The 23,727-nt window shown below is 64.0% G+C and carries 20 protein-coding genes; 14 read left to right on the plus strand and 6 right to left on the minus strand.

The annotated features are described in order from the left end of the window. Positions 1-191: 191 nt before the first annotated feature. The 7 genes from priA to NVS32_RS04190 all read left to right on the plus strand — a co-directional run bounded on the left by priA (position 192) and on the right by NVS32_RS04190 (position 9,699). Positions 192-2,495 (plus strand): replication restart helicase PriA, encoded by a 2,304-nt coding sequence (gene priA / locus NVS32_RS04160; protein WP_258498816.1) that lies wholly within the window; start codon positions 192-194, stop codon positions 2,493-2,495. Positions 2,496-2,541: 46 nt separating this feature from the next. Next, the gene (gene def / locus NVS32_RS04165; protein ID WP_258498817.1) at positions 2,542-3,096 is read left to right on the plus strand and encodes a peptide deformylase; all 555 of its coding nucleotides are present in this window, start codon (positions 2,542-2,544) and stop codon (positions 3,094-3,096) included. 1 nt (position 3,097) lies between these two features. Next, complete coding sequence (fmt, locus tag NVS32_RS04170) at positions 3,098-4,024, plus strand: methionyl-tRNA formyltransferase (protein ID WP_258498818.1); 927 nt, start codon at positions 3,098-3,100, stop codon at positions 4,022-4,024. Positions 4,025-4,027: 3 nt separating this feature from the next. Beyond that, a complete protein-coding gene (locus NVS32_RS04175) occupies positions 4,028-5,464 on the plus strand; it encodes a transcription antitermination factor NusB (protein ID WP_258498819.1) in 1,437 nt (478 codons plus the stop codon). 104 nt (positions 5,465-5,568) lie between these two features. Further along, the gene (locus tag NVS32_RS04180) at positions 5,569-6,099 is read left to right on the plus strand and encodes a MarR family winged helix-turn-helix transcriptional regulator (protein ID WP_258498821.1); all 531 of its coding nucleotides are present in this window, start codon (positions 5,569-5,571) and stop codon (positions 6,097-6,099) included. Beyond that, entirely contained in the window at positions 6,099-7,889 is a 1,791-nt protein-coding gene (locus NVS32_RS04185; RefSeq protein WP_258498822.1) for an ABC transporter ATP-binding protein, read from the plus strand. Before NVS32_RS04180 ends, NVS32_RS04185 begins: the two co-directional genes overlap by 1 nt. Further along, positions 7,876-9,699 (plus strand): ABC transporter ATP-binding protein, encoded by a 1,824-nt coding sequence (locus tag NVS32_RS04190; RefSeq protein ID WP_258498823.1) that lies wholly within the window; start codon positions 7,876-7,878, stop codon positions 9,697-9,699. The genes NVS32_RS04185 and NVS32_RS04190 overlap by 14 nt, the downstream gene beginning before the upstream one ends. On the opposite strand, the gene NVS32_RS04195 is transcribed toward NVS32_RS04190, so the two are convergent. Beyond that, positions 9,696-11,048 (minus strand): polysaccharide deacetylase family protein, encoded by a 1,353-nt coding sequence (locus tag NVS32_RS04195; protein ID WP_258498825.1) that lies wholly within the window; start codon positions 11,046-11,048, stop codon positions 9,696-9,698. The genes NVS32_RS04190 and NVS32_RS04195 overlap by 4 nt on opposite strands. 441 nt (positions 11,049-11,489) lie before the next feature. Beyond that, positions 11,490-11,672: an FmdB family zinc ribbon protein gene (locus tag NVS32_RS04200; RefSeq protein WP_032111624.1), complete on the minus strand. Its 183-nt coding sequence runs from the start codon at positions 11,670-11,672 to the stop codon at positions 11,490-11,492. Between the two features lie 185 nt (positions 11,673-11,857). Between NVS32_RS04200 and NVS32_RS04205 the strand changes: the two genes are divergently transcribed. Next, positions 11,858-13,222: a thiamine diphosphokinase gene (locus tag NVS32_RS04205; RefSeq protein ID WP_258498826.1), complete on the plus strand. Its 1,365-nt coding sequence runs from the start codon at positions 11,858-11,860 to the stop codon at positions 13,220-13,222. A gap of 259 nt (positions 13,223-13,481) precedes the next feature. On the opposite strand, the gene rpmB is transcribed toward NVS32_RS04205, so the two are convergent. The 4 genes from rpmB to NVS32_RS04225 all read right to left on the minus strand — a co-directional run bounded on the left by rpmB (position 13,482) and on the right by NVS32_RS04225 (position 16,800). Next, on the minus strand, positions 13,482-13,670 hold the full coding sequence (rpmB, locus tag NVS32_RS04210) for a 50S ribosomal protein L28 (RefSeq protein WP_032111626.1): 189 nt from the start codon (positions 13,668-13,670) through the stop codon (positions 13,482-13,484). A 185-nt stretch (positions 13,671-13,855) separates the two neighbouring features. Further along, positions 13,856-14,206 carry a cupin domain-containing protein gene (locus NVS32_RS04215; protein WP_032111627.1) on the minus strand — a complete coding sequence of 117 codons (351 nt, stop codon included), beginning with the start codon at positions 14,204-14,206 and terminating at the stop codon, positions 13,856-13,858. 93 nt (positions 14,207-14,299) lie between these two features. After that, positions 14,300-15,862, minus strand: a complete 1,563-nt coding sequence (gene lsrK, locus NVS32_RS04220) for an autoinducer-2 kinase (RefSeq protein WP_258498827.1) — start codon at positions 15,860-15,862, stop codon at positions 14,300-14,302. Beyond that, positions 15,859-16,800 (minus strand): sugar-binding transcriptional regulator, encoded by a 942-nt coding sequence (locus NVS32_RS04225; protein ID WP_258498828.1) that lies wholly within the window; start codon positions 16,798-16,800, stop codon positions 15,859-15,861. The genes lsrK and NVS32_RS04225 overlap by 4 nt, the downstream gene beginning before the upstream one ends. A 435-nt stretch (positions 16,801-17,235) precedes the next feature. Here NVS32_RS04225 and NVS32_RS04230 point away from each other — a divergent pair, with 435 nt between their 5' ends. The 6 genes from NVS32_RS04230 to NVS32_RS04255 all read left to right on the plus strand — a co-directional run bounded on the left by NVS32_RS04230 (position 17,236) and on the right by NVS32_RS04255 (position 23,699). Beyond that, entirely contained in the window at positions 17,236-18,792 is a 1,557-nt protein-coding gene (locus NVS32_RS04230) for a sugar ABC transporter ATP-binding protein (RefSeq protein WP_042089315.1), read from the plus strand. An 84-nt stretch (positions 18,793-18,876) separates the two neighbouring features. After that, complete coding sequence (locus NVS32_RS04235) at positions 18,877-19,869, plus strand: ABC transporter permease (protein ID WP_233519083.1); 993 nt, start codon at positions 18,877-18,879, stop codon at positions 19,867-19,869. A 2-nt stretch (positions 19,870-19,871) separates the two neighbouring features. After that, complete coding sequence (locus tag NVS32_RS04240; RefSeq protein ID WP_081920171.1) at positions 19,872-20,951, plus strand: ABC transporter permease; 1,080 nt, start codon at positions 19,872-19,874, stop codon at positions 20,949-20,951. Positions 20,952-21,020: 69 nt separating this feature from the next. Continuing rightward, complete coding sequence (locus NVS32_RS04245) at positions 21,021-22,169, plus strand: substrate-binding domain-containing protein (RefSeq protein ID WP_081920172.1); 1,149 nt, start codon at positions 21,021-21,023, stop codon at positions 22,167-22,169. Positions 22,170-22,284: 115 nt separating this feature from the next. After that, complete coding sequence (gene lsrF, locus NVS32_RS04250; protein WP_032111630.1) at positions 22,285-23,166, plus strand: 3-hydroxy-5-phosphonooxypentane-2,4-dione thiolase; 882 nt, start codon at positions 22,285-22,287, stop codon at positions 23,164-23,166. Positions 23,167-23,348: 182 nt separating this feature from the next. Then, a complete protein-coding gene (locus NVS32_RS04255) occupies positions 23,349-23,699 on the plus strand; it encodes an Asp23/Gls24 family envelope stress response protein (protein ID WP_032111631.1) in 351 nt (116 codons plus the stop codon). Positions 23,700-23,727: the final 28 nt, after the last annotated feature.

The raw sequence follows: 23,727 nt of genomic DNA on the forward strand, positions 1-23,727 counted from the left end.
GGCTTGTTTTGTTGCACGCGATGGCAAATGCCCCTCTCCGGAGACAAATCGTCTCCGGAGAGGGGCTTGTGTCGCAATCTGCGTTATAAGTCCTCCTCCGGCGACAATGGAGTTGAGGGGGTACAATCGGTTCCCGTTGGCGCCACCGTCCGTGGCGCGAGAGATTCGCAGCCAAAGGGGAGGGGGCATTCGTGCGCTTCGCGAGCGTCGCGCTTGACATACCCACGCGCTCCCTCGAGGGCACGTTCGACTACGCAGTCCCCGAGGCCATCGAGGACCAGGTAGCCGTTGGAGTTACGGTGCTCGTGCCCTTCTCGCACAGGAGCGCCGTGGGCTACGTGATGGCCACCTCGGACGAGCCGCCCGTAGACGTGGCGCCATCGCGCCTGCTCGCTGTGGTGCAGGTGCTTGCTCCCGCGGCGTTTGGCCCGCACTCCGCTGCCGTGGCGCGCTGGATCGCGCACGAGTACGCATGCCCGCTCGCAGACGCCGTGCGGCTCTTCCTTGCCCCTGGCCAGAAGGTCCGCGTTACCCGCGAGTCGCCTGACGCCCCGTGGGAGCTTGTCGCCGAGAAGGCCGTGCCCGCCGACGCCCGATGGGTCTCGCTCACACCGGGCGCCCGGGGCTTCGGGCCCGCGCGCAACGCCAGCAGACAGCGCGAGGTACTGGAGGCGCTCTCTGCGGGGGCCATGCGCCTGGCTGAGCTCTCCGCTACCATCCCCGGCGCCTCGACGGCTGTGAGCGCCCTCGCAAAGCGCGGGGTGGTGACGGTCGAGACACGCCGGCAGATTCGTGGCGGCGAGAAAACCACGCTCTCCTCGGCGCAGGCCCCACGTCCTCAGCGCCTCACGCAAGGCCAGCTTGCAGCTGTCGCGGCTATCGACGAAGCCCGCTCCCGCGCGGCGGGAGACGTGGTCCTCGTGGACGGCGTCACCGGATCCGGCAAGACGGAGGTCTACCTCGAGGCCATCGAGCGCGCCCTTGCCGCGGGCAAGGGCGCCCTGGTCCTCGTGCCAGAGATCTCGCTCACGGCCCAGACCGTGGGTCGTTTTCGCTCGCGATTTGGCGACAACGTGGCCGTGCTCCACTCGCGTCTGTCGACGGGCGAGCGCTTCGACCAGTGGGATCTCGTGCGCCAGGGCGCCGTCCATGTGGTGGTGGGTGCGCGCTCCGCGCTCTTTGCGCCGCTCGCCAACGTTGGCCTCATCATCATCGACGAGGAGCACGAGTCCTCCTACAAGCAGGACTCGAGCCCACGCTATCACGCCCGCGAGGTCGCGGCGCGCATGGCGCAGGAGTGGGGCTGCGCGCTGGTGCTGGGCTCCGCCACGCCCTCGCTCGAGAGCCTTCGCCGCTGCGAGGTAGGCTCGTGGCGCGGTGCGCGCTGGACGCGCGTGGAGATGCCCGAGAGGCCCGGCGGCGCCGTGCTCCCCAAGGTCAGCATCGTTGACATGGCGTCGCAGTTCCGCGGTGGCTCGCGCTCGGTCTTCTCGGAGCCCCTGCGCCGTGCGCTCGAGGGCGTGGCCGAGAGGCGCGAGAAGGCCGTGCTGCTCCTGAACAGGCGCGGCTTCGCGAATTTCCTCATGTGCCGCGAGTGCGGGTGCGTGCCCGAGTGCCCGCACTGCTCGACGGCACTCACGTACCACGAGCGAACCCACTCGCTCGTGTGCCACACCTGCGGCCGCAGCTGGCCCGTGCGCGCCTACCCTGACCCCTCCACGCGCTGCCCCAACTGCGGCAGTCGCTACCTGGGCGCCTATGGCGTGGGAACCCAGCGCGTCGAGGACGAGCTTGTCATGCTCCTGCCAGAAGGCGTTGAGGTCATCCGCATGGACGCGGATACCACCCGCGCGAAGGGTGCCCACCAGCGTCTGCTCGAGCAATTCGACGCGGCGGAATGCGCGGTGCTTGTGGGCACGCAGATGATAGCCAAGGGCCTCGACTTCCCCGAGGTCACGCTCGTGGGCGTCATCAACGCGGACACCATGCTCAAGCTGCCGGACTTCCGCGCGGCGGAGAGGACCTACGACCTCCTCGAGCAGGTGGCGGGCCGGGCCGGCAGGGGAGGGCGTCCGGGCGAGGTAATTGTGCAGACCTACTGGGCCACGCACCCGGCCATGCAGGCGGTCCTCTCGCACCGGCGCGACGTCTTTCTCGCCCCCGAGCTGGCCGAGCGCAAGGAGGCCTCATACCCGCCGTTCTCGCGCCTCGCAAACGTCTTGGTGTGGGGCAAGGATGCCCGTGCCGTTTGGGATGCGTCTGCCAAGATGGCAGCCACCCTGCGCGAGAAGGTTGCTGGCCTTCCTGGCTGGGAGGTCTTGGGGCCTGCAGACTGCGTGAAGGCCCGTGTCAAGGACCGGACCCGTCGTCATGTGATGGTGAAGGCGCCCATCGACTCCGACCTTGGCGGTGTGGTCTCGGAATGCGCCGCAGGCATAGGGCGCGGTATGGGTATTAACATGGCATTGGACATAGACGCCTACGACCTCATGTAGGCAAGACGCAACCCGCGCGAGTTGTCGCGCTGCATTGGAGGATGCAATGAACCCCCTGGACGAAATCGTTCTCTCGCCCGCACCCGTTCTCACCGAGGAGTGCGCGCCCGTCGAGAAGATCGACGACGAGATTCGCGCCCTTGCCAAGCGCATGTTGCGCGACATGTATGCCGCCGACGGCTGCGGTCTCGCCGCCCCGCAGGTGGGCGTTGCCAAGCAGGTCGTGGTCATTGACGTCGACTGGTCGGGCAAGGGCTCCAAGAAGAACCCCTACGTGCTCATCAACCCCAAGGTCATCACGGCGGACGGCCCCGAGCGCACCACGGGCGAGGGGTGCCTCTCGTTCCCCGGCATCACGGTCGAGGTCAAGCGTCCCAGCCACGTGGTTGTGCAGGCGCTCGACCTGGACGGCGACCTCTTGCAGTACGAGGCGGCGGACAACCTCCTTGCCGTGTGCCTACAGCACGAGATCGACCACCTGCACGGCGTGACTATGATCGACCACCTCTCTCCTTCGGCGCGCGTGCGCGCGATGTCGGAGTACCAAGAGGCGCTCGATGCCGGCGCGCGCCCTGGCGACGTGGAGGTCGAGGAGGACTAGCATGCGCATCGTCTTCATGGGCACCCCCGAGTTTGCGGTGCCTTCGCTCAAGGCCGTTGCCGGTGCCTACGACGTCACGCTCGTGGTGACGCGCCCCGATGCCGTGCGCTCGCGTGGCAAGAGGCTCGAGCCCTCGCCCGTGAAGGTATGCGCCCTCGAGCTGGGTCTTCCCGTGTTCGAGGCCAAGCGTATGGACGCCGCGGCAATCGACGCCGTGCGTTCCGCAGCGCCTGACCTCATCTGCGTTGTGGCGTTTGGATGCATACTGCCCGACGACCTTCTCGCCGTGGCGTCCCTGGGGGCCATCAATGTGCACGGCTCGCTGCTTCCACGCTGGCGTGGCGCGGCACCCATTCAGCGTGCAATCCTTGCCGGGGACGAGAAGACCGGCGTCTCCATCATGCGCGTGGCGCACGATCTTGACGCCGGCGCATGGTGCCGGCAGGTGGCTACGCCCATTGGCACCAAGTCGGCTGGCCAGCTCTTTGACGAGCTTGCGCAGGCGGGTGCGCCCGAGCTTGTCGCCGCGGCGGCACAGATTGCCAACGGCACCGTCATCTGGCACGAGCAGGACCCCACCAAGGTGACGCTTGCCGAGAAGGTCAAGAAGGATGAGATGCGCCTTGACCCGGCAGACACGTGCATGGCAAATGCGCTTCGCGTGCAGGCCTCGACCGACGCTGCGCCGGCGCGCTGCCAGGTGGCGGGCAAGGGCATGCGCGTCGTTCGCGCTGCGGTCGCAGATGCCAATGCCCCGCAGGTGGCGGCTGGTGCTGTTGCGCTTGCCCACGGTCGCGTGCTTCTCGGCTGTGCCAACGGGACGCTTGAGCTTCTCCGTGTGAAGCCCGACGGCAAGCGCGAGATGGACGCCTCCGCCTGGGCGCAGGGCCTTCACGGCGGCAACGGTGCCACCTGGGAGCGTGCCTAGCGCATGGCGACGCTCTCACCCGCCCGCATCGCAGCAGCGGACGTCCTCTCTAACGTTCGGCGCAGGAATGCCCGTGCGCGTGACCTTCTGCGCACGTCCGCGCCGGTTGCGCGCCTTACGCCGGCGGACCGCGCGCTCGCAACCCGGCTTGCCCTGGGGGGCGTTCGCACGTCTGGGACCGTCGACGCGCTTCTCGACGCCCACCTGCGCCGCGGCCACCTCGAGCCGCGCGTGAGAGACGCCCTGCGCATCTCGGCGTTCGAGCTCCTGTGGCTCGCGACGCCCGCGCACGTGGCTATAAGCCAGGGCGTCGAGCTGGTGCGGCGTGTCTCGCCCCACGGCACCGGGCTTGCCAACGCGGTGCTGCACCGCGTGGCCGAGGAGGACCTCCCGGCGCTTGCCCGCGCGCGCGAGCGCGTGGAGCGTAGGAACTGTACCGCCTCCGGCATCGCGCTCGTTGCCGCGCTGCCGCAGTGGCTCGCAGACGAGCTCATGGTCTCGCTGGGCACCGACGGCGTATGCCGCATGGCGCTCTCGGCCTTGGACGCACCTGGCGTCTACGTGGCCGGCAACGCCTGTCTGCACAATGACGTCGAGGTCGAGCACCTGCTCTCTGCCGCGGGCCTCATGCCGTGCTCGACCAGCCTGCCGGGGTGCCTCTCGCTCTCTTCGGCAGCCGGCCTGGCGGCCTCTGGACTCGTGGATGTCGTTGACGTTGTCCCCGCCGACATGGCGGCGCAGGTCGTGGCGTGGCTTGCCTCGCCCGCGCCCGGCACTCGCATGCTCGAGGTGGGGCAGGGGAGGGGCACCAAGTCGCTCCTGCTCGAGTCCTGCGCGCTGCGCCGCGGAGGCCTCGCGCACCTTGCTGCGGTGGAGTCAGAGGCTTTCAAGGTTGCCGTCTCGCGCACCCGCATGGAGCGTGCCCGCCTGGGCAAGGCTGTGACCTGCACCGCATTGGATGGACGACGCCTTGGCGAGAAGGGCCTCCCACCCGAGCTTTCCGGTAGCTTCGACTCCGCGTTCGTGGATGCCCCCTGCTCCGGCACGGGCACGCTCCGCCGTCACCCCGAGATCGCCTGGGCGCTCCAGGAACCCGCAATTCGTACCGCAGGCCAGTCGCTCCCCGCGCTCCAGCTGGAGCTTCTCAGGGCGGCCTCAACTCGCGTTGGAGCTGGCGGCACGCTTGCCTACGCCACGTGCTCAGAGCTGCGTCAGGAGAACGAGGGCGTTGTTTCGGCGTTTCTTGCGGGCCAGGAAGGGGCGGCCTTCTCGCTGGTGAGCCCCCGCTCGACGGCTGCCTTCGCGGCACTGCCGCCCCAGGCCCAGCGCCTGTTCACGGCCATGATCGGCCCCGATGGCATGGTGCGCACTTCTCGCGTGGATACGCCCGAACTGCCCCTTGATGGTCACTTCCTTGCACTTCTCGTCCGTGAGGCATAAATAGAACATTTGTTCCGTAATCTTGCTCAAGGTACTTGAATTATTTCTGGGCTGCGCTTAAGATGGGCCCTCTATTGTCCGAAATCGTATCTTTTGGGGGCCATATGCCGGAGGAACAGCCGGGAAGCGCGGGCGCGCAGGCGCCGAGCATCCCCACGGTCCGCGACATGGACATCGTGTACCAGGAGGTCGAGCGCCTGTACTACGAGATTTCGAAGGGCTGCGGCCTCTCGGAGACCGCGTATTGGATTCTCGTGGACATCGTGGTTGCCGGCGGCAGCTGCCCGCAGGGCTCTATTGCAACCTGTCACTCCCTCTCGCGACAGACGGTGAGCTCGGCCATGCGGTCGCTTGTCGACCGTGGTCTCGTAACGCTCGAGCGTGACGAGAACAACCGCCGCAGCAAGATCGTGACCCTCACGCCAGAGGGACGGGCGTTCTGCGAGAGGGAGGTCACGCCTGCCCTCAAGGCGGAGCAGCGCGCCTTTGAGTCCCTCTCGCCTGAGGACAGAACGGCCCTCGTTGCGCTCATCCGCCGCTATGTGGTGGCAATCGACGTAGAAGCGCGCGCCCTGCATGTGGACGCGCCCATCGGGAAGGGGCCGTCTGTGCGTACCCAGGGAGGCGATGTCTGATGGCCGCCCAACGTGACTACAGCAGGCGCGCGTCGTGGAGGGTTCTCACGCAGCTCGTGCGCCCGCATTGGCGTCTGGCGGTGGCTGCCTGCGCGCTGCTGCTTGCCGATATCGTGGGCATGCTCCTTATCCCCACTCAGCTTTCGGCGCTCGTGAACGTGGCCGTGGGCACACGCAATACTACGGAGCTCACCTCGCATGGCGTGGCCATGCTTGTGGCTGCCGTGGTGGGCTCCGGCGGGTGCGTGGCCTCCTACTACGTGGCCTCTCGCCTCGCTGCCTATGTGGGTCGAGACCTGCGCGTGGCCGTGTACAAGAAGTCGCTTGCACTCTCGGGTGCGGACTTCAACTCGTTTGGCATGGGCTCGATGATCACCCGTACGCTATCTGACGCCAATGTGGTGCAGCAGACCCTGCTCATGACCTTCATGATGGTCTTTCCGGTACCTGTGACCTGCGTGGTTTCCATCGTCCTGGCATATGGTATCGACCCCGTGATGGGGCGCATGCTCCTTGTCATCACAATCGCGATGCTCGCCATCTCGGGCGTTGCCGTTGCCAAGTCCACACCCATCTTCATGGCTATGCAGGGTTTTGTCGACCGTATGAACTCGCGCCTGCGCGAGGTGGTCACTGGTACGCGCGTAATCCGCGCCTTTGGCAAGGAGGAGCGCGAGCGCGGCCGCCTGGACGAGACCTTCGAGGACTACGCTACGAATGCCATCCGTGTGAACATGCTCTTCTCGATTGTGGACTGCTCGACGTTCTTCCTCATGAACGTCGTCGAGGTACTTGTCATGTGGATGGGCGCAGACCGCGTGGGTGCGGGTGCCATGCAGATTGGCTCCATCTCTGCGCTGCTCGAGTACGCCATGCTCATCCTCTTCTTCATGATGATGGCCCAGTTTGCAATCATCCAGGTGCCCAGGGCACTTTCGTGCCTCACGCGCACGGCGGCCGTCCTTGAGGCGGTGCCCAGCGTGGCAGACCCTGAGTCGCCCAAGTGCCTGGCTGCGCCCGCAGGCCCACGGCCGGGCGACGAGGTGGCGCGCTTCTCGCACGCGAGCTTCCGCTTTGCAGATGCCGATGAGGACACCCTCCACGACCTCGACTTTTCCGTTCGCCGAGGCGAGGTCACGGCCATCATGGGCAACACTGGGTCGGGCAAGTCAACCGTGGCGAAGATGCTGCTTCGCTTCCACGACGTGACGGCAGGGTCGCTCCTCATGCTGGGGACAGACGTGCGTGAGGTAACGCAGCAGGAGCTGCGCTCCCGCATTGCCTACGTGCCGCAGCAGGCATGGCTCTTCTCGGGGACAATTGCCGAGAACCTGCGTGAGGGCGATGCCTCCACCACCGACGAGGACCTCTGGCACGCTCTTGACGTGGCGCAGGCTTCCTTCGTGCACGAGCTTCCAGACGGACTCTCCACGCGTGTCGCGCAAGGTGGGGCGAACTTCTCGGGCGGCCAGCGCCAGCGCCTGGCCATCGCCCGCGCACTCGTGCGCCATGCGGACCTCTACGTCTTTGACGACTCGTTCTCGGCGCTCGACTACAAGACCGACGCTGCCCTGCGCCATGCCCTCGAGGGCGAGCTTGCCAACGAGGCTGTGGTCATCATCGCCCAGCGAGTGAGCACCGTGCGCCACGCGGCACAGATCGTGGTGCTTGACGACGGCCGTGTGGTTGGCCGCGGCACGCATGACCAGCTCATGGAGACGTGCCCAGCCTATAGAGACATCGTTGAGTCCCAGACGAGGGGAGGTGCCACCGCCGATGAAGGACGATAAGAACGTGCGTGACGAGAAGGACCAGCTCGACGAGGAGCGCCCGCACGACGCCATGGGGACGGCGCGTCGCCTGTGGCAGGCCGCCGGCAGGCAGCGCTGGCGCCTTGTGGTCGCCGCCGTGAGTGCCATCGTGTACGTGGCCGCGAGCCTGGGCGCCGCTGTCTATAGCGCGCACGTGGTCGACGTGCTGTGGGAGCACATCCAGCAAAGCTTCGCCGTAGGCGAGGCCTATGTGGTAGGCCTGGAAAACGGCGGCCGCGAGGTCCTCATCTACCTGGGCATCTGGACCTGCGCCTGGGCGTTTTACAGCGTTCAGTCCCTCGTGATGTCGAGCTTTGCCGAGCGCCTCAACCTTGCCTTGCGCAAGGAGATCTCGGCAAAGCTGGGACGGCTCCCGCTCTCGTACTTCGACGCGCACCAGCCTGGAGACACAATTAGCCGCGCTACCAACGACCTCGACAAGGTCTCCGAGGTTCTGCAGCGAGGCCTTCTGCAGCTCATCATCGCCTTCACCACGCTCGTGGGCGCGATCGTGCTCATGCTTGTCTCCAACCCCTTGTTGGCGCTCGTGTTCTGCGGGTTTGCCGCCCTGTCGGTAGCCGTCACCAAGTTCGCTGCAAGTCGTACGCTCGAAGCTGCCGCCGCGCGCCAGGAAGCGCTGGGGCACCTCACCGAGAGCGTCGAGGAGGCGTACTCTGGCCGTACCGTTATCAAGGCCTTTGGGCTCGAGGACGCGAGCCTCGAGGCAGTGGAGTCGCGCGCCGATAAGGTCGCTACCACAAGCGCCCGGGCAGACTTCCTCACCAACGCAATCTCGCCCGTGATTCGCTTCCTCATGCGCCTCTCGCAGGTTGCCATAGGCCTAGCAGCAGGTGCGCTCGTGGCGGGCGGGCAGATGTCTGTCGGCGCGTTCCTGGCCTTCTTCCAGTACGTGACCCAGGCCTCGGAGCCGCTCACGCAGCTCTCGCTCACGGTGAACATGCTGCAGGGCGCCCTTGCGGCTGCCGAGCGTGTATTTGCGCTGCTCGACGCGCCGGAGGTCTCTCCGGACCCGGAAGTGCCGGCAAAGTTGCCACAGCCCGTGCGGGGTCGTGTGGCCTTCGGTCACGTTCGCTTTGGCTACTCGCCTGAGGCGCTGCTCATGCGCGACGTCTCCCTTGTGGCAGAGCCTGGCGAGAAGGTCGCCATCGTGGGCGCCACTGGCGCCGGCAAGACCACCCTCATCAACCTGCTCATGCGCTTCTACGAGGTTGACGGAGGTCGCATAACGCTCGACGGCGTCGATACCAGGCAGCTGCGCCGGCGTGACCTGCGCCGGGAGTTTGGCATGGTGCTCCAGGATGCGTGGCTCTTCGAGGGAACCATCGCTGAGAACATCGCCTACGGCAGGCCGGGTGCCACCCGGGAGGAGGTCGAGGCGGCGGCGCGCGCGGCGCACGTGGACTTCTTCGTGCGCACGCTCCCGCACGGCTATGACACGCTGCTCACCGACGGCGGCGAGAACGTGAGCCAGGGCCAGCGCCAGCTCCTGACCATCGCGCGCGCCATGCTCACCGACCCCGCCATGCTCATCCTCGACGAGGCTACCTCGAGCGTGGACACCCGCACCGAGCAGGCCATCGTTCGCGCGATGGAGGCCATCATGGAGAACCGCACGAGCTTCGTGATCGCGCACCGCCTCTCCACCATCGTCGACGCTGACCTCATCCTGGTGATGGACCATGGCAACATCATCGAGCAGGGCACGCACGAGTCGCTGCTGGCCAAGGGCGGAGCGTACGCGACGCTCTATCGCAGCCAGTTCGCCTAGCCTATCTCGTCCGGCCAGACGGCGCTTGAGGGCATGGTCGAATCGCAGCTCGCCACATAGTCCGGGAAGGAGTCGTCGCTGGCGAGAAGCTCGCTTATGGTCACGAAGGTGTAGCCCTGCGACTGGAGCGTGTCGATGATCTGCGGCAGTGCCTCGACGTCCTGGTCGCGGGGGCCGCCGCCATCGTGCATCAGGATGATGCTGCCAGAGTGTACGTTGCTGCATGCTGCCGAGACAATCTGGTCCGCACCGGGCTGCTTCCAGTCCTCGGTGTCGATGTCCCAGCGCACGGCCACCGTGGCAACGCCCTGCGTGTTGAGCCAGGTGCGCTGCGTGAAGCTCCCATAGGGCGGGCGGAACGCGGTGGTCTTCTTGCCCGTGGCGTTTTCTATGGACGAGAAGGACGAGGTCAACTGGTCGACTACTGTCTGTGGCTCCGCGTACCTAAGATCGGGGTGGTCGTAGGAGTGGCTGCATATCTGGCAGCCGGCATCCACGATGGCCTTTGCCTCATCCGGGTGGGCGTCAACCTCCTTGCCCAGGCAGAAGAACGTCGCCTTGACTCCCTTGTCCTGCAAGATCTGCAGGTATTGTGGTGTGTACTCGCTTGGACCGTCATCAAAGGTCAGAGCAACGAGCTTCTGGTCATCCGAGGGCTCAACGTCCTTCACGGTGACCACGCAGTCCTGGCCCTGCTCGTAGACCGTGCCGTCGACCTGCTCGCCAGACTCCTGGCCCGTGAGCACGTCCTTCACTGTGGTGGATCCCCATTGCGATATGTAGTTGATGGCGCCTACGTTTCCGTCCATGAGGAGCTTGGGTGGTTGGTTCACGGTCTCGGTGGTGTAGGGCTCTGTACGGTCGCCACCGTCGCCCACCGTAATGCGCTCCCCGCCTGCGACCTTGTAGGCGCGTGCGGCGTCATAGTCCATGTCCTTGTCGTTGACGGAGACCGAGTACGGGTAGCCCTCGCCCTCGGCAAGGATGTTTCCCGAGACACTCACGTAGTTGCCCGGCGAGGTCTGGATGCCCTCGTCGCTCTTGAGCTGGTCGATGGTGGTGCCAACCGTCACGCTCTGAAGCGTGCCGTTTACCGTCACCTGAACCGGTCGAAGCTGTGTCCACCATACAAAGCCGCCGCCGAGAAGCACCGCAAGCACCAGGAGCGGGACGAGCGTTCGCACCACGAATCGCCTGCCTCGGCTGCCTCTCCGCTCGGTCCCCTCGGGCATTGTGCTGGCGTCGCCCGTGGGGATGAAGCCCGAGCCCCTGCCTACAAGCCCAATGTTGCTGTCCTCGCGCTTCCCTTTGCGCTCGAAGCGATCCTTCTTGTCATTGCTGCTAGTCATGCTGCCTCCGGAACCCACATCCGCCTCATGGTGTTGTTTTCTGCTTCGTTGTGTCGAGGGGCTGTGCCCCGCTGGCTGCGTGCAAGTAACCATAGCTCAGTTTGCCATGGCGCGCTCCGCCCTTGGCGATGCCTCGTGTCTCAATAACGGAGGCATTGCTTGGCCGAAGTGTCGCTATACCTTGGCATCCGGTGGTGGCGCTCAATGTCGGCCCTGTCCATCTCGCCCAAAAAACGCACACCAAAACAATCCTGCATGCTGGCTTCCTGAGAAAAGCGTTGCCAGGAAGCCACCTGAACCGTTTTCGTGCGCCCTTATTGACGAGAGGCGCCCTCGCGTTGTCGAGAGCCGCGTCCTCGCCCCATTCCAACCTCGCGCGCCTCGAAAAAGGCCCTGCCGACAGTCGGCAGGGCCTTCAAACGTCCAGCTATGGGGCTTGGGCTACTTGCCCTTCTGGTCGGTGTTGTAGAAGCCGGAACCCTTGAACACGATGCCAGAGGTCTCGAACACTCGCTCGGCCTCATGGCCGCACTTGGGACAGTTCACCTTGGGATGGGCGCTCATGGGGTGCTCGACCTCGAAGGTGGAACCGCATGAGGGGCACTTGTAGTCATAACGAGCCATGTTCTTCTTCCTCCGGAAGCTTGGTGCAGATGCTGTAAGGTGGCCGGCGCGAGCGTGACTGCGAGCGAGCCATGGGATACTTTACCCAACCGGAGGGATTGCTGCCAGCTCGCGGGCGGCAAGCCTGGGGACAACACTGAATCTGCTCGCCATGGCATGGCCTGTACCGCAGGGGAGAGGAAACGATGGCTTTCAAGGGTGCGATCTTCGACTGTGACGGGACGCTCGTCGACTCCATGCGCATGTGGAGCCATGTGATGATCGAGCTGGCACACGCCCACGGCTGCGGGGGCGTTGACCAGACGTTCTTCGATCGAATCGAGAGCGTGACCCTGCGAGACGGGTGTCAGATCATGCATGACGAGCTTGGCATCGAGACCCCCGTCAGCGATCTCTACGAGGAGGTCTGCGCCATCGTTCGCCACCACTACGCGACTGACATCCCGATCATGCCTGGTGCTCGTGAGTTCCTCGAGGAGCTGTCGGAGGCGGGCATCCCCATGGTCATTGCGACCTCCACGCCGCTGCGCGAGGTGCGTGTGGCGCTCGAGGCGCACGACCTCTCGCACTTCTTCAAGGACATCGTGACAACCGAGCAGGTGGGCGGTCGCGACAAGGTGTTCCCCGACGTCTACCTCGAGGCGGCCCGTCGCCTTGGCACGCCGGTGGGTGAGACCTGGGTCTTCGAGGATGCCCCCTTTGGCGTGCGCACCTCCAAGCGCGTGGGGTTCAACGTGGTTGGCCTCATGAACGACCATGACGGTCGGGACGAGAGGGACGTGCAGCCCTGGTGCGACATATACGTGCATGGCTTCGCGGAGCTCTCGCTGTCGCTTATCGAGGACTATGCGGCGGTACCGGCGGCGCAGGACGCGCCGTCTGATGCGGAGCCCCTACGCGCGCTTGTGGTTGATGGGTCGCCGGCGCCCAGCTCGCCGGCGCTTGTCGCGCGGCTAGCCGACAGGGCGGACTACGTCGTTGCAGCCGACAAGGGTGCCGAGACGTGCCGGGCTGCCGGCGTGGTGCCAGACGCATATTGCGGCGACCACGATTCCGTCTCGGCTGCGGATGGTGCCTGGGCAAGCAGCGAAGCAGGCCGCTCGATCTCGTTTCCGTCCGAGAAGTATGCGACGGACCTCTCGCTTGCCATTGACTGCGCGCGCCACGAGGCCGCGCGGCAGCGGCGTCCGCTGCGCCTTACGGTGACCTGTGCATCTGGCGGTCGGCCGGACCATGCCCTGGGCGTGGTGGGACTTCTCGTCGGAGCTGCAAACGCGTGTCCGGCGCTGGTCGAGGACTCGTTCGAGATGCGCGTGGTGTCGGCGGCGGGCGCGCGAGAGTGGCGGCTGGGCACGGACGCGCATGGGCGCATCTTCTCGGCCGTGGCCGTGGCGCCGGGAACGGTGGTAAGCGAGTCCGGCATGAAGTGGTGTCTTGACGAGAAGCCCCTCGGTCTTCTCAACGACTTGGGCATCTCGAACGTGGTGGAGAGCGAGGACGCCGTTGTGTCCGTGAGCTCCGGTGCGGTTGCGGCGTTCCTGCTGCGGTAGGACGCTGTCTTGGCTGTGGCGTTGCGGCGCAATTCGAATGCCGCGCCTTCTCGCCGGTTAGACCGCCTTAACTGTTCGGAATCCTCGGCATGCCCGCAATGCCGCGCGATTTCGCCCTTTAGGGGGCTCCAACCGTTCGGAAAATTCCTAACCGGCGAGAATCCGCGGCAAACCCCGCACCGCTCCGCACCCCCCGCCGTCACAAAAAAGAGGGCCGCACCAAGTGGTGCGACCCTCCCTGCATGCAATGTCCTAAAGCTTAGCCGCGGACGAGGTTGCCCTTCTTGAGGCACCTGGTGCAGACGTTGAGCTTCTTGCGCTGGCCGTCGACAACAACGGAGACGCGCTGAATGTTGGGCTTAAACGTGCGAGCAACCGTGCGGTGGGAGTGGCTGATGGAACGACCGGCAACGGCGTGCTTGCCGCAGATATCACAAACCTTCGACATGACCTTGACCTCCAAAGTGCGGCGCTCGCGCGCCCGTTAATCAACAAGCCTTGCAAATATACCACTTGGGCGGCTTCTCGCAAGCGATACACACAACTTCTTGGTATTGGTCTTGGTTCTGAGCCCCCGATAATGCGTCCTAGCCTGTGCGACCCGGCTCGTTCCGCCGACCAAACCATGTTTCCCTAGTATACGGGCTTGGGATCGATGAACTTGTCGGGGTCGGTGTGGGGCGCCAGTACCGAGACCATCTTCACGGGCTTGTCATAGGGGTTGTTCACGTAGTGGACCTCTCCCGGCTCGATGTGAATGAAGTCGCCGGGCTCGAGCACGTTGACCTTGCCGTCAACCACGATGTCGATCTTGCCCTCGAGGATGTAGAAGTTCTCTTCCATCACGTTGTGGTGATGGGCGTCAAAGTCCTGTCCCGGCTGGAAGGCTACCAGTGCAAAGTTTGCCCGCGGACCCTTCATGAGGTACTTGGGACCAGAGTCGCCAAAGCGGTACTCGAACTTGTCCTCGTTTGTCACAAACATGTCAATCCTTCCTGTTGTGCGTTGTCGTGCGCCTGCATGGGTCTGCCGCCGGGGCCGCCGCTGCGCGGGTGCGACGGCCCTGAGGACACGGATCTACTTGATGCCGGGCGCGCTCCACATGCTCTTTGTGATGCCCTGCTCGCTCAGGCCAAGCTGGGCGGCGTAGACCTTGCGCCACGTCTCGTAGAGCTTCTCGTACATGGCGTGGTTTGCTGCGTCTGGCGAGAAGGTCTTCTCGATCTTCACCACCTGGTGTGCGCCCTCGGCAATGCTGGGGTAGATGCCAACGCCGTAGCCGGCGATAATGGCGGCGCCCAGGGCGGTTGCCTCCTTCACCACAGGCACGCGCACGGGCTTGTTGGTAACGTCGCTCACGATCTGCGCCCAGAGGTCGCTGTAGGAGGCGCCACCGGCAAAGACCAGCTCGTCGGGCTCTTTGCCCGTGAACTCGCGCACCAGCTCGATGTGGCCCTTGACGAGAAGGGCTGTGTTCTCGAGGATCGCGCGGTAGAAGGTGTACTTGTTGTACTTGTCGGGGTCGAGCTCGAAGTTGGTGAAGGTGGGCGCAGCGTGCGTCCAGTGGATGAAGTTCATGATGTCGCTGAAGCAGCACACCATGCCGCCCGCGCCCACAGGCACCTCGGCGGCGCGCTCGTCCATGAGGTCGTAGGCGCTCGTGCCACTCTCGGCGGCAATGCGCTTCTCCTCCTGGCAGAACGCGTCACGGAACCAGCGCATGACCAGGCCAGGTTTGAAGGCGAGGGCCTCGTACTGCCACACGCCCGGAACGGCGTGGCAGTTCACGCGCACGCGGCAGTGGTCGTCGGTCTTGGGGCTCGCGGTGTTGAATTCGTACTGCCAGAAGCTGCCTCCAAAGACGCCAGCCTGTCCCGGCAGACATGCGTCGACGCCAATCATGCCCAGCTGGCAGTCGCCGCCGCCCACCACGACGGGCGTCCCCTCAGCAAGTCCGGTGTCGCTCGCGCCCTGGGCGCTCACATGGCCAGCCAGAGAGCCGCACTCGAGCACGGGCTTAAAGAGGTCCGAGCGAAGGCCGCAGCGCTCGGAGATCGAGGGGTCCCAGTCGCGCTTCTCAAGGCTCATGATGCCGGTGGTCGAGCCGTTTGAGGGCTCCACGGCGAGCACGCCCGTGAAGTGGTAGATGAGCCAGTCGTTGAACATGCCCAGCGTGGCCGCACGCTCGTAGACCTCGGGCATCTTGTTCTTGACCCAGAGCAGCCTGGGAAGCGCTCCCAGTGCGTAGGTCTGGCCGCTCTCGAGGTAGAGCTCACGCTCGAGGCCGGGGTCCTTCTCGATGAGCTGCGCGACCTCGTCGTTGCTACGCGCGTCGACGTTGGCGCACGCCCAGATTTCGTTACCGTCTGCGTCGTAGAGGAGGATGCCCTCGCGCATGCAGGTGGTCGAGACCGCAGCCACGTCAGCGGGGTCAACGCCCGTCGACGCAAGAACCTCGCGCACGCATCCGCGGGCGAGGTCCCAGTTGTGCCTCCAGTCAAAGTCCATGCTCCCTGGCCAGCGCGGGTCCTCGCGGTGCGTCCACTCCTTCTGCGCCACACCCACCTGCGTGCCGTTGGTGTCAAACACCACGGCTCGCACGCTGCCCGTTCCTGCGTCAATTGCCATCAGGTACTTCATGGGACCATCTCCTTGAGCCTGTCGTCCTCCTCGATGACCTTCTGTGCCGTTCTCTCGTCGGTGATGAGGGTGTTGATGTAGCCGTGCTTGAGAACCGCTCGTATGGCGCGAATCTTCTCGTCGCCTCCGGCGGCAGCCACCACGTTGCTCATGTGCTCGAGCGCCGAGAGACTTGTAGAGACGATCCTCGACTCGATGTCGGTGGCAATGGGGTTTCCGTCGATGTCGATGAAGTGGCAGAGGATGTCGCCCACCGATCCGCGCATGCGCAGAAGCTCGAAGTCGCTCTTGGTGAGCATGCCGTTCTTCTGGATGGTCGCGTTGTCCGAGATGCCGCCAATGCCCACCACGCTCATCGAGGCAAGGCCCACCATCTTGGCGATGCTCGTGATGCTTGGCTCCTGGACCATGGCGTCTCTTAGCTCCTTGGAGGAGAGCAGTATGGGGCAGGGGAGAAGGTTGAGCCTGATGGACATGACGCTGGGCGGAATGTCCTGCAAGTAGAAGTTCACGCCGCCGGTGAGGCTGATGACGCTCAGGTTGTTGCACGTCCCACGCGAGAGGTAACCAAGCACCCTGTTCATCATGGCGCCGTAGCCCATGTTGAGGTAGGCACCGTCCGAGAGGTGCGAGGTGATGTACATGGATGTGGCACGCGCGATCGAGTCCTCGGTTGTGGCCCTGTCGAGCGACGTAGGAACAATAAAGATGTCATCGAGGCCAAAGCGGTTGATGAATTCCTGTTCGAGACCCATGCGCGAGGTATCGCTCGCCCGGAAGGTAAACTGCACCACACCCTGCTCGCGTGCCTCGTCGAGAAGGCGCACCACCTTGGCCCTCGAGAGCCCCAGCATCGAGGCGATGTCGTTCTGCGTGTAGCCAACGATGTAGTAGTACCACGCCGCCTTCACCATATATATGTTGGTCGAGTCGTCCATGGAAGGCCTTTCCGAGAACAAATTCCCAATGCGTGGACAATTGTAACACATGTTGGACAAATACCTAGTTCAGAGAACACTGTCTCACGGTTACGCGAATGTGTCTGCGTTATTGCCTGCAAGCGCGTTAGAGCGTCGGCAAACGGTTGGACCCCAGAGGGGGGAAACGCTGGAGACGCATTTAAAGAGGGTGGTAAAACAAAAGGTAAAAGCCGCTATTCTCTGGTTATATCAACACCGGTAAGCGTGTCTGCGAACGGAGGCACGCTACCATTTGCGGCCGTAATGCGACCGTACATCGTCAATTTGGGTCCATCCGTCCATGTGCGCACATCTGTTTAGACAAAAACCGGTAGAGTGCTCACAGGGCAAACAAAAGTCCATGCATCAAACCGTTTCTCTCGACAGCACCTTTTCCATGAACGGGGGACAGTAATGGCGGATACGAACGAGGGCGTTTCCTCCTACGAGATCAAGGACGCGCTGCTGTCCGTGCGCAACATCTGCAAGGCGTTTGGCTCGAACTCCGTCCTCAAGGGCGTGAGCCTGGACCTCATGCCCGGGGAGGCAATCGCCCTGGTGGGTGGCAACGGCGCCGGCAAGTCGACGCTCATGAAGATCATCATGGGCATCTACACGCAGGACTGCGGCGACATCTACATCGAGGGGCGCAAGATCGAGCACAACAGCACCCGCGAGGCGCTCTCCAACAGCACCTACATGGTGCCCCAGGAGCCTATGCTCTTCCCCAACATGACCGTCCGCGAGAACGTGGAGATCGGATTCGCCGAGAAACCCAGCGAGCTCGACCACAGGCTCGAGCAGGTGATGACTGAGATCGGCTGGCACTTCGACCTCGAGCGCAAGGCCTCGACGCTCTCCATCGCCGAGCAGGGCATGGTCGAGATCCTTCGCGGCATCATGCGCCGCTCGAAGGTCCTCATCCTCGACGAGCCCACGTCCGCCCTCGCGTTCGACGAGGTCAAGAGCCTCTTCAAGGTCATCGAGAGCCTCAAGGCAAAGGGCATCGGCATCATTTACATCACGCACAGGCTCACGGAGGTCTTCGATATCGCAGACCGCGTCTCGGTCATGTGCGACGGCATCATCGCCATGCAGGGCAAGGTCTCCGAGTTCACGCGTGACGACCTCATCCGCGGCCTCCTGCCGCCCGACACCAAGAAGCGCGAGGCAAAGTCCGCGCCGCGTCCCGTGTCCGAGATCGACTACAACGCGCAGCCCGTGCTCGAGCTCCAGGACTTCACCGGCTATGGCTTCTCGCACGTGAACCTCAAGATCTACCCGGGCGAGATGGTCGGCCTTGCAGGCGTCGTGGGCGCCGGCCGCACCGAGATGGCGACCACCATCTTTGGGCGCGACAAGGTCCTGGGCGGCAAGGTGCTTCTCGACGGCAAGGACATCACGGGCGAGAGCACGCGGCAGGTCATTGAGGAGGGCATCAACTACGTCTCCGAGGACCGCTTTGCCAACGGCATCTTCCGCATCCGCGACGTTGCCGAGAACACCACGGCGGCAATCCTCAATGGCAAGCGACTGGGCTCCTTCTTCCTCAACAGGGCCGAGGAGGACAAGATTTCCCAGTCCTACGTGGACAACTTCCACACCAAGGTCACGGGACTCGACCAGGAGGTCGGAAGCCTGTCCGGCGGCAACCAGCAGAAGATCATCATCGCCCGCGCCTTCGCGTCCGAGCCGCGCCTCGTCATCCTCGACGAGCCCACGCGTGGCATCGATGCCGCGGCCCGCGGCGACGTCTATGCGGTGCTCCAGGAGCTGAGGAAGACGGGCGTCTCGATCCTTCTTATCTCGAGCGACATGGAGGAGGTCGTGGAGCTGGCCGACCGCGCGGTGACCATGTTCCAGGGCCGCATCAACCACGAGTTCAAGAAGGGCGAGATCACCCAGGACAACCTCATGGCGGCATCCTTCGGTGTCTACCACGAGAAGGCGGGCGTGAAGGTCGCCTCATAGCACTGCGGACTTTACGATAAGTATCGCTGACGGAAGGTGTGTGTCACGGTGAAAGCGCTGAAGAAGCTGTTGCATGCGAGGGAGTTGAGCAGCGTCCTTTTCCTCATCGCCCTCTTCCTGGTAGTAGGGCTGATAAACCCGTCGTTCCTCAACTCCTCGAACGTCTCCGCGTGCTTTAACACGTCGGTCGTCTACACGCTCGTCGCCGTGGGCATGGCATTTACCCTCTTCATCGGCGAGATTGACGTCTCCGTTGGCGCCAACCTGGGCATCGTCGCCACCGTTGTGGGCTCGATGCTGCGCGATGGCGCCCCGGTTCCTACCGCTATCCTGGTGGGCATCCTCATTGGTGCGGCCATCGGCCTCATCAACGGGTGGGGCGTCGCCATCATGCACGCGCCGTCGCTCATCTACACGCTGGGCGTCTGCGGCATCCTGCGTGGACTCATGTACCTCTACACCAACGGTGCCTGGGTTGAGAACCTCCCCAAGGACTTCAAGGACTTCTCGGCAGTCACGGCTGTTGGTGACCTGACGGTGTACTACTGTGCCGCCGTCGTGTTGACCATCGTGATATGGATCCTCACGACCAAGACCCGTCACGGGCGCTACTTTATCGCCGTGGGCGACAACGCGAACGGCGCCCAGCTCGTGGGCATCCCCGCCACGCGCGTGAAGGTCATCGCCTACGTCATCTGCGGCGTGCTCTCCGCCGTTGCCGGCATCATCTTCACGAGCCGCATTGGCTTTGTCACCGCGGACTCCGGCGACGGCTACGAGATGAAGGCCATCGCGGCCTGCGTGCTCGGCGGCATCAGCCTGGTGGGCGGCGTCGGCTCCGTGATAGGTGCCGCGGTTGGCGCCGTGATCATGGCCTCGATCAGCTATCTGCTCGTCTTCATGGGCTTCTCGTCCAACTACGACAACGCCATCACCGGCATCATCCTCATCGTGATCGTCGTCGTGGACGCACTCATCCAGCACAGAAGCGTTGTCAAGAACTACCACGCGCGCCTGCTCGCCCGGGTCTCTCCTGACCAGGCAGTCGCCGGCGCGACCGAGAAGGGAGTCGAGTAGCGATGGCGGCAAACAGCAAGACGCCCGCTGCCAGCAAGGAGGCAGCACCCAAGAAGAAGGGACTGACCTTCCTCAAGAGTGGCCAGGCAAGCTGGAACCTCATGCTCGTGGCACTCTTCGTTCTCGAGTTTGTCATCTTTGGTGCGGCCAACCCCAAGTTCCTAAAGCCGCAGCTGCTTCTCACCAGCATCGACGACTCCATGTCAGTCATGATTATCTCGCTCTTTGTGACCTTCGTCATGATCACCGGCGGCATCGACATCCAGGTGGCATCGCTCGTCGGTCTCACGTCGATCATCATTGGCGTCACCTGGCAGGACTTTGGCTTCTCGATTCTGCAGTCGTGCCTGCTCGCCATTGTCGTTGCGGCAGCCTGCGGCGCGCTCTCCGGCTTCTTCATCGCCTACTGCGGCGTCCAGGCGATGGTCGTCACCCTAGGCGGAAGCTTCCTCTACTCGGGCATCGCTCTTCTCGTCTCGACGCTCTCCAGCACGGCGAGCTACCAGGGCATCGGCAACTTCCCGGACGAGTTCAAGGTCATAGGCCAGTACAAGATAGGCGGCGTCATCCCGCTCCAGATCGTGATTTACATCGTCCTGCTCGTCATCGCGTTCATCCTGCTTCACAAGACCAAGTACGGCCGCAAGATCTTCCTCTGTGGTGTCAACCCCAGCGCAGCCGAGTTCTCGGGCATCAACTCCCGTCGCGTGATCATGTCGACCTACATCCTGAGCGGCATCGCCGCGGCAATCGCCGGCATCATCCTCACGTCCTACCTCGGCACGGCCAAGTCTGACCTCGGCAGCGACCTCACGATGGACATCGTCACGGCAGTCGTCCTGGGCGGCACCCTCTCCACGGGCGGCAAGGGCTCGGTCTTTGGCACGGCGCTCTCCTCGCTCGTCATCGCGCTGCTCAGGTTTGGCCTGCCCCTGTGCTTCAAGATCGGCACGCAGTACCTGGACATCCCCGTCGGCATCCTGCTCGTGGCCATCATCGTTGGCCGCTCGGTTGCCAGCCACCAGAGCGTGGGTACGACGGTCAAGTCACTTTTCTTCAGGAAGGACGCTCAGAAGGCGTAGCGCGGTACGCACGAAGGGCGTGAAACAAGGGGGACAAAAGTCCCAAGGCATGGGAAGGTGGAGGTTAGAATGTCACAGCTCTCTCGTAGGAACTTCTGCAGGCTCATGGGTGTCTCCGTGGCCACCGTCGGCCTCGGCCTCGTCGGTTGCGGCGGGTCCAGCTCGTCCGGCTCGGGCTCCTCTGACTCCTCGTCGACGGGTTCCGACTCCTCGACCAGCGGCGGCGACGTCGCCGGCAAGACCGTTGCATTCATCCCCAAGGTGACCGGCAACGCGTTCTTCGAGTCCGCCAACAACGGCGCCCAGGAGCACGCCCAGAAGTGGGGCTTCACGGTCGACTACGTTGGCGACTCCACGGCCTCCGTCTCGGCGCAGGTCTCCGTCATCAACCAGGAGGTCGCGGCTGGTGTGGACGCCCTCTGCATCTCCACGGTCGACGCTAACGGTGTCTCTGACGCCCTCAAGAAGGCTACCGACTCCGGCGTTGTGGTGTGCACGTGGGACTCCGACGCCAACCCCGAGGACCGCTGCCTCATGGTCTCCCAGGGCACGCCTGACATCCTGGGCAAGATGCTCGTCGACATGGGCGTCGACGGCCTCAAGCAGCGCGGCAAGGACCCGGACAACGACGCAATCACCTACTGCTGGCACTACTCGCAGGCTACCGTCACCGACCAGAACTCCTGGCACGTCGCGGCCGAGAAGTACATCTCCGAGACCTACCCGAAGTGGCAGAACGTGCACCCCGACAACTACTACTCCGAGCAGGACGCCGAGAAGGCCATCACCATCGGCGAGGCAGTTCTCGATGCCTATCCTGACATCGACCTCATCATCTGCAACGACTCCACGGCACTGCCCGGCCAGCTCCAGGCAGCCGAGAACAAGGGCTACAACGAGGACACCATCACCATCACCGGCTTCGCTTCGCCCAACTCGGTCAAGCAGTACTGCTCCAACGGCACCATCTACAACTGGGGCCTCTGGGACTGCGGCCTTCAGGGCGCCATGGGCTGCTACGCCGCCGCATACCTCGCTGCCGGCAACAAGGTCAAGGTCGGCGACAAGATCGACATCCCCGACGTGGGCGAGTGCGAGGTTCTTTCCAACGACAGCATCGCCGAGGGTGCCACGACCAAGGACGAGAACAACGGCGTCATCCTGCTGCCCGAGCGCCTCGTCTTCACCAAGGACAACATGAACGACTACGACTTCTAAGCCGATAGGGTCCTCCCTTCCCCCAAGGGCCGCCAACCACGTGTTGGCGGCCCCGGCTTGGTGATGGCTGGGCCTTCTCGCATATCGATTCGCTCGTCACAGATTGGAGAACTACATGGCAGAAAACGTCGACAAGGTCGAGAAGAACTTCCACCTGGACCAGCCGTTCGCCAACGACAAGGGCTTCTACCTCAAGGGTTCCAACGACCTCAGCTGGGGCATGAAGAAGCACCTCGCGAACATCTTCGACCCCAAGAGCGGCAACACCGTCATGTTCGCCTTCGACCATGGCTACTTCATGGGGCCCGCCACCGGCCTGGAGCGTCTTGACCTGCTCCTGCCCGAGCTCGCACCCTACATGGACTGCATGATGGGTACCCGCGGCATGATGCGCACCTGCCTGCCCCCCGAGTGCGTTGCAAACAAGGGCATCGCCCTGCGCGTCTCGGCCGGCTCCTCGATGATCCAGGACGACCTCTCCCATGAGGTCGTGAACGTTGACATCGACGACGCCATCCGCATGAACGCCGACTGCATGGCAGTCCAGGTCTTCATCGGCGCCGACGGCCAGCTCGAGAGCCTCGATAACGTGAACCAGGTCATCAACGCCGGCATGGCCTACGACATCCCCACCATGGGCGTTACCGCGGTGGGCAAGGACATGGAGCGCACGAGCCGCTACTTCGAGCTTGCGACCAGGATTATCGCCGAGATGGGCGTCCAGATCGTGAAGACCTACCAGTGCGACGAGTTCGAGAAGGTCGTCGCGGGCTGCCCGGTGCCCATCGTGGTCGCTGGCGGCAAGAAGCTCGCCGAGCCTGACGCGCTCGCGCTTGCCTACGACGTGATGCGCAAGGGCGCACACGGCGTGGATATGGGCCGCAACATCTTCCAGAGCCCGCACCCCGTCGAGATGGCCAAGGCCATCCGCATGATTGTTCACGAGGGTGCCACCGACAAGGAGGCCTGGGAGTTCTACCAGGACGCCACCCACTAGGTGCACTCGTACACTGGACTGCCATCCAGTCCAAATGCAAGCAGGGGAGGGCCACTTCGTTGGCCCTCCCTTTCTGTTGTCGCGTGGTGGGGTCGCGTGCGTGCGCTGCCCTGCGCTATAATCGCTAGGACTTATGTCAGTAACAATGCCTCCGTCCTGCGGGGGCTTTGAGAGGAGACCCCATGGCCGGTGTCGTTCCGGGAACGCTCAAGGTGTCTAACGACTGCATCGCAGACCTGGCTGGCTACGCCGCGCTTGAGTGCTATGGCGTCGTAGGCATGGCGGCCATCGACGAGCAGGCTGGTGTTGCGCAGCTCCTGCCAACCAACCGCCTGCGCCGCGGCATCGACGTCGACGTCACCGCAGACGGGCACCTCTCGGTCGACCTCCACGTCATCGTCGAGCAGGGCGTCAACATGGCGTCCGTCGTGAACAACCTCACCAGCTCGGTCAAGTTCATCCTGAAGCAGATCGCCGAGCTCGATGACGTCAAGGTCACTGTCCACATCGAGGGCCTCCGCTCCAATCGCTAGGCCGCCGCAGAGAAAGAACAGAGGTCCA

Origin of the sequence: Tractidigestivibacter montrealensis (assembly GCF_024741235.1) — a bacterium.
GTDB lineage: Bacteria > Actinomycetota > Coriobacteriia > Coriobacteriales > Atopobiaceae > Tractidigestivibacter > Tractidigestivibacter montrealensis.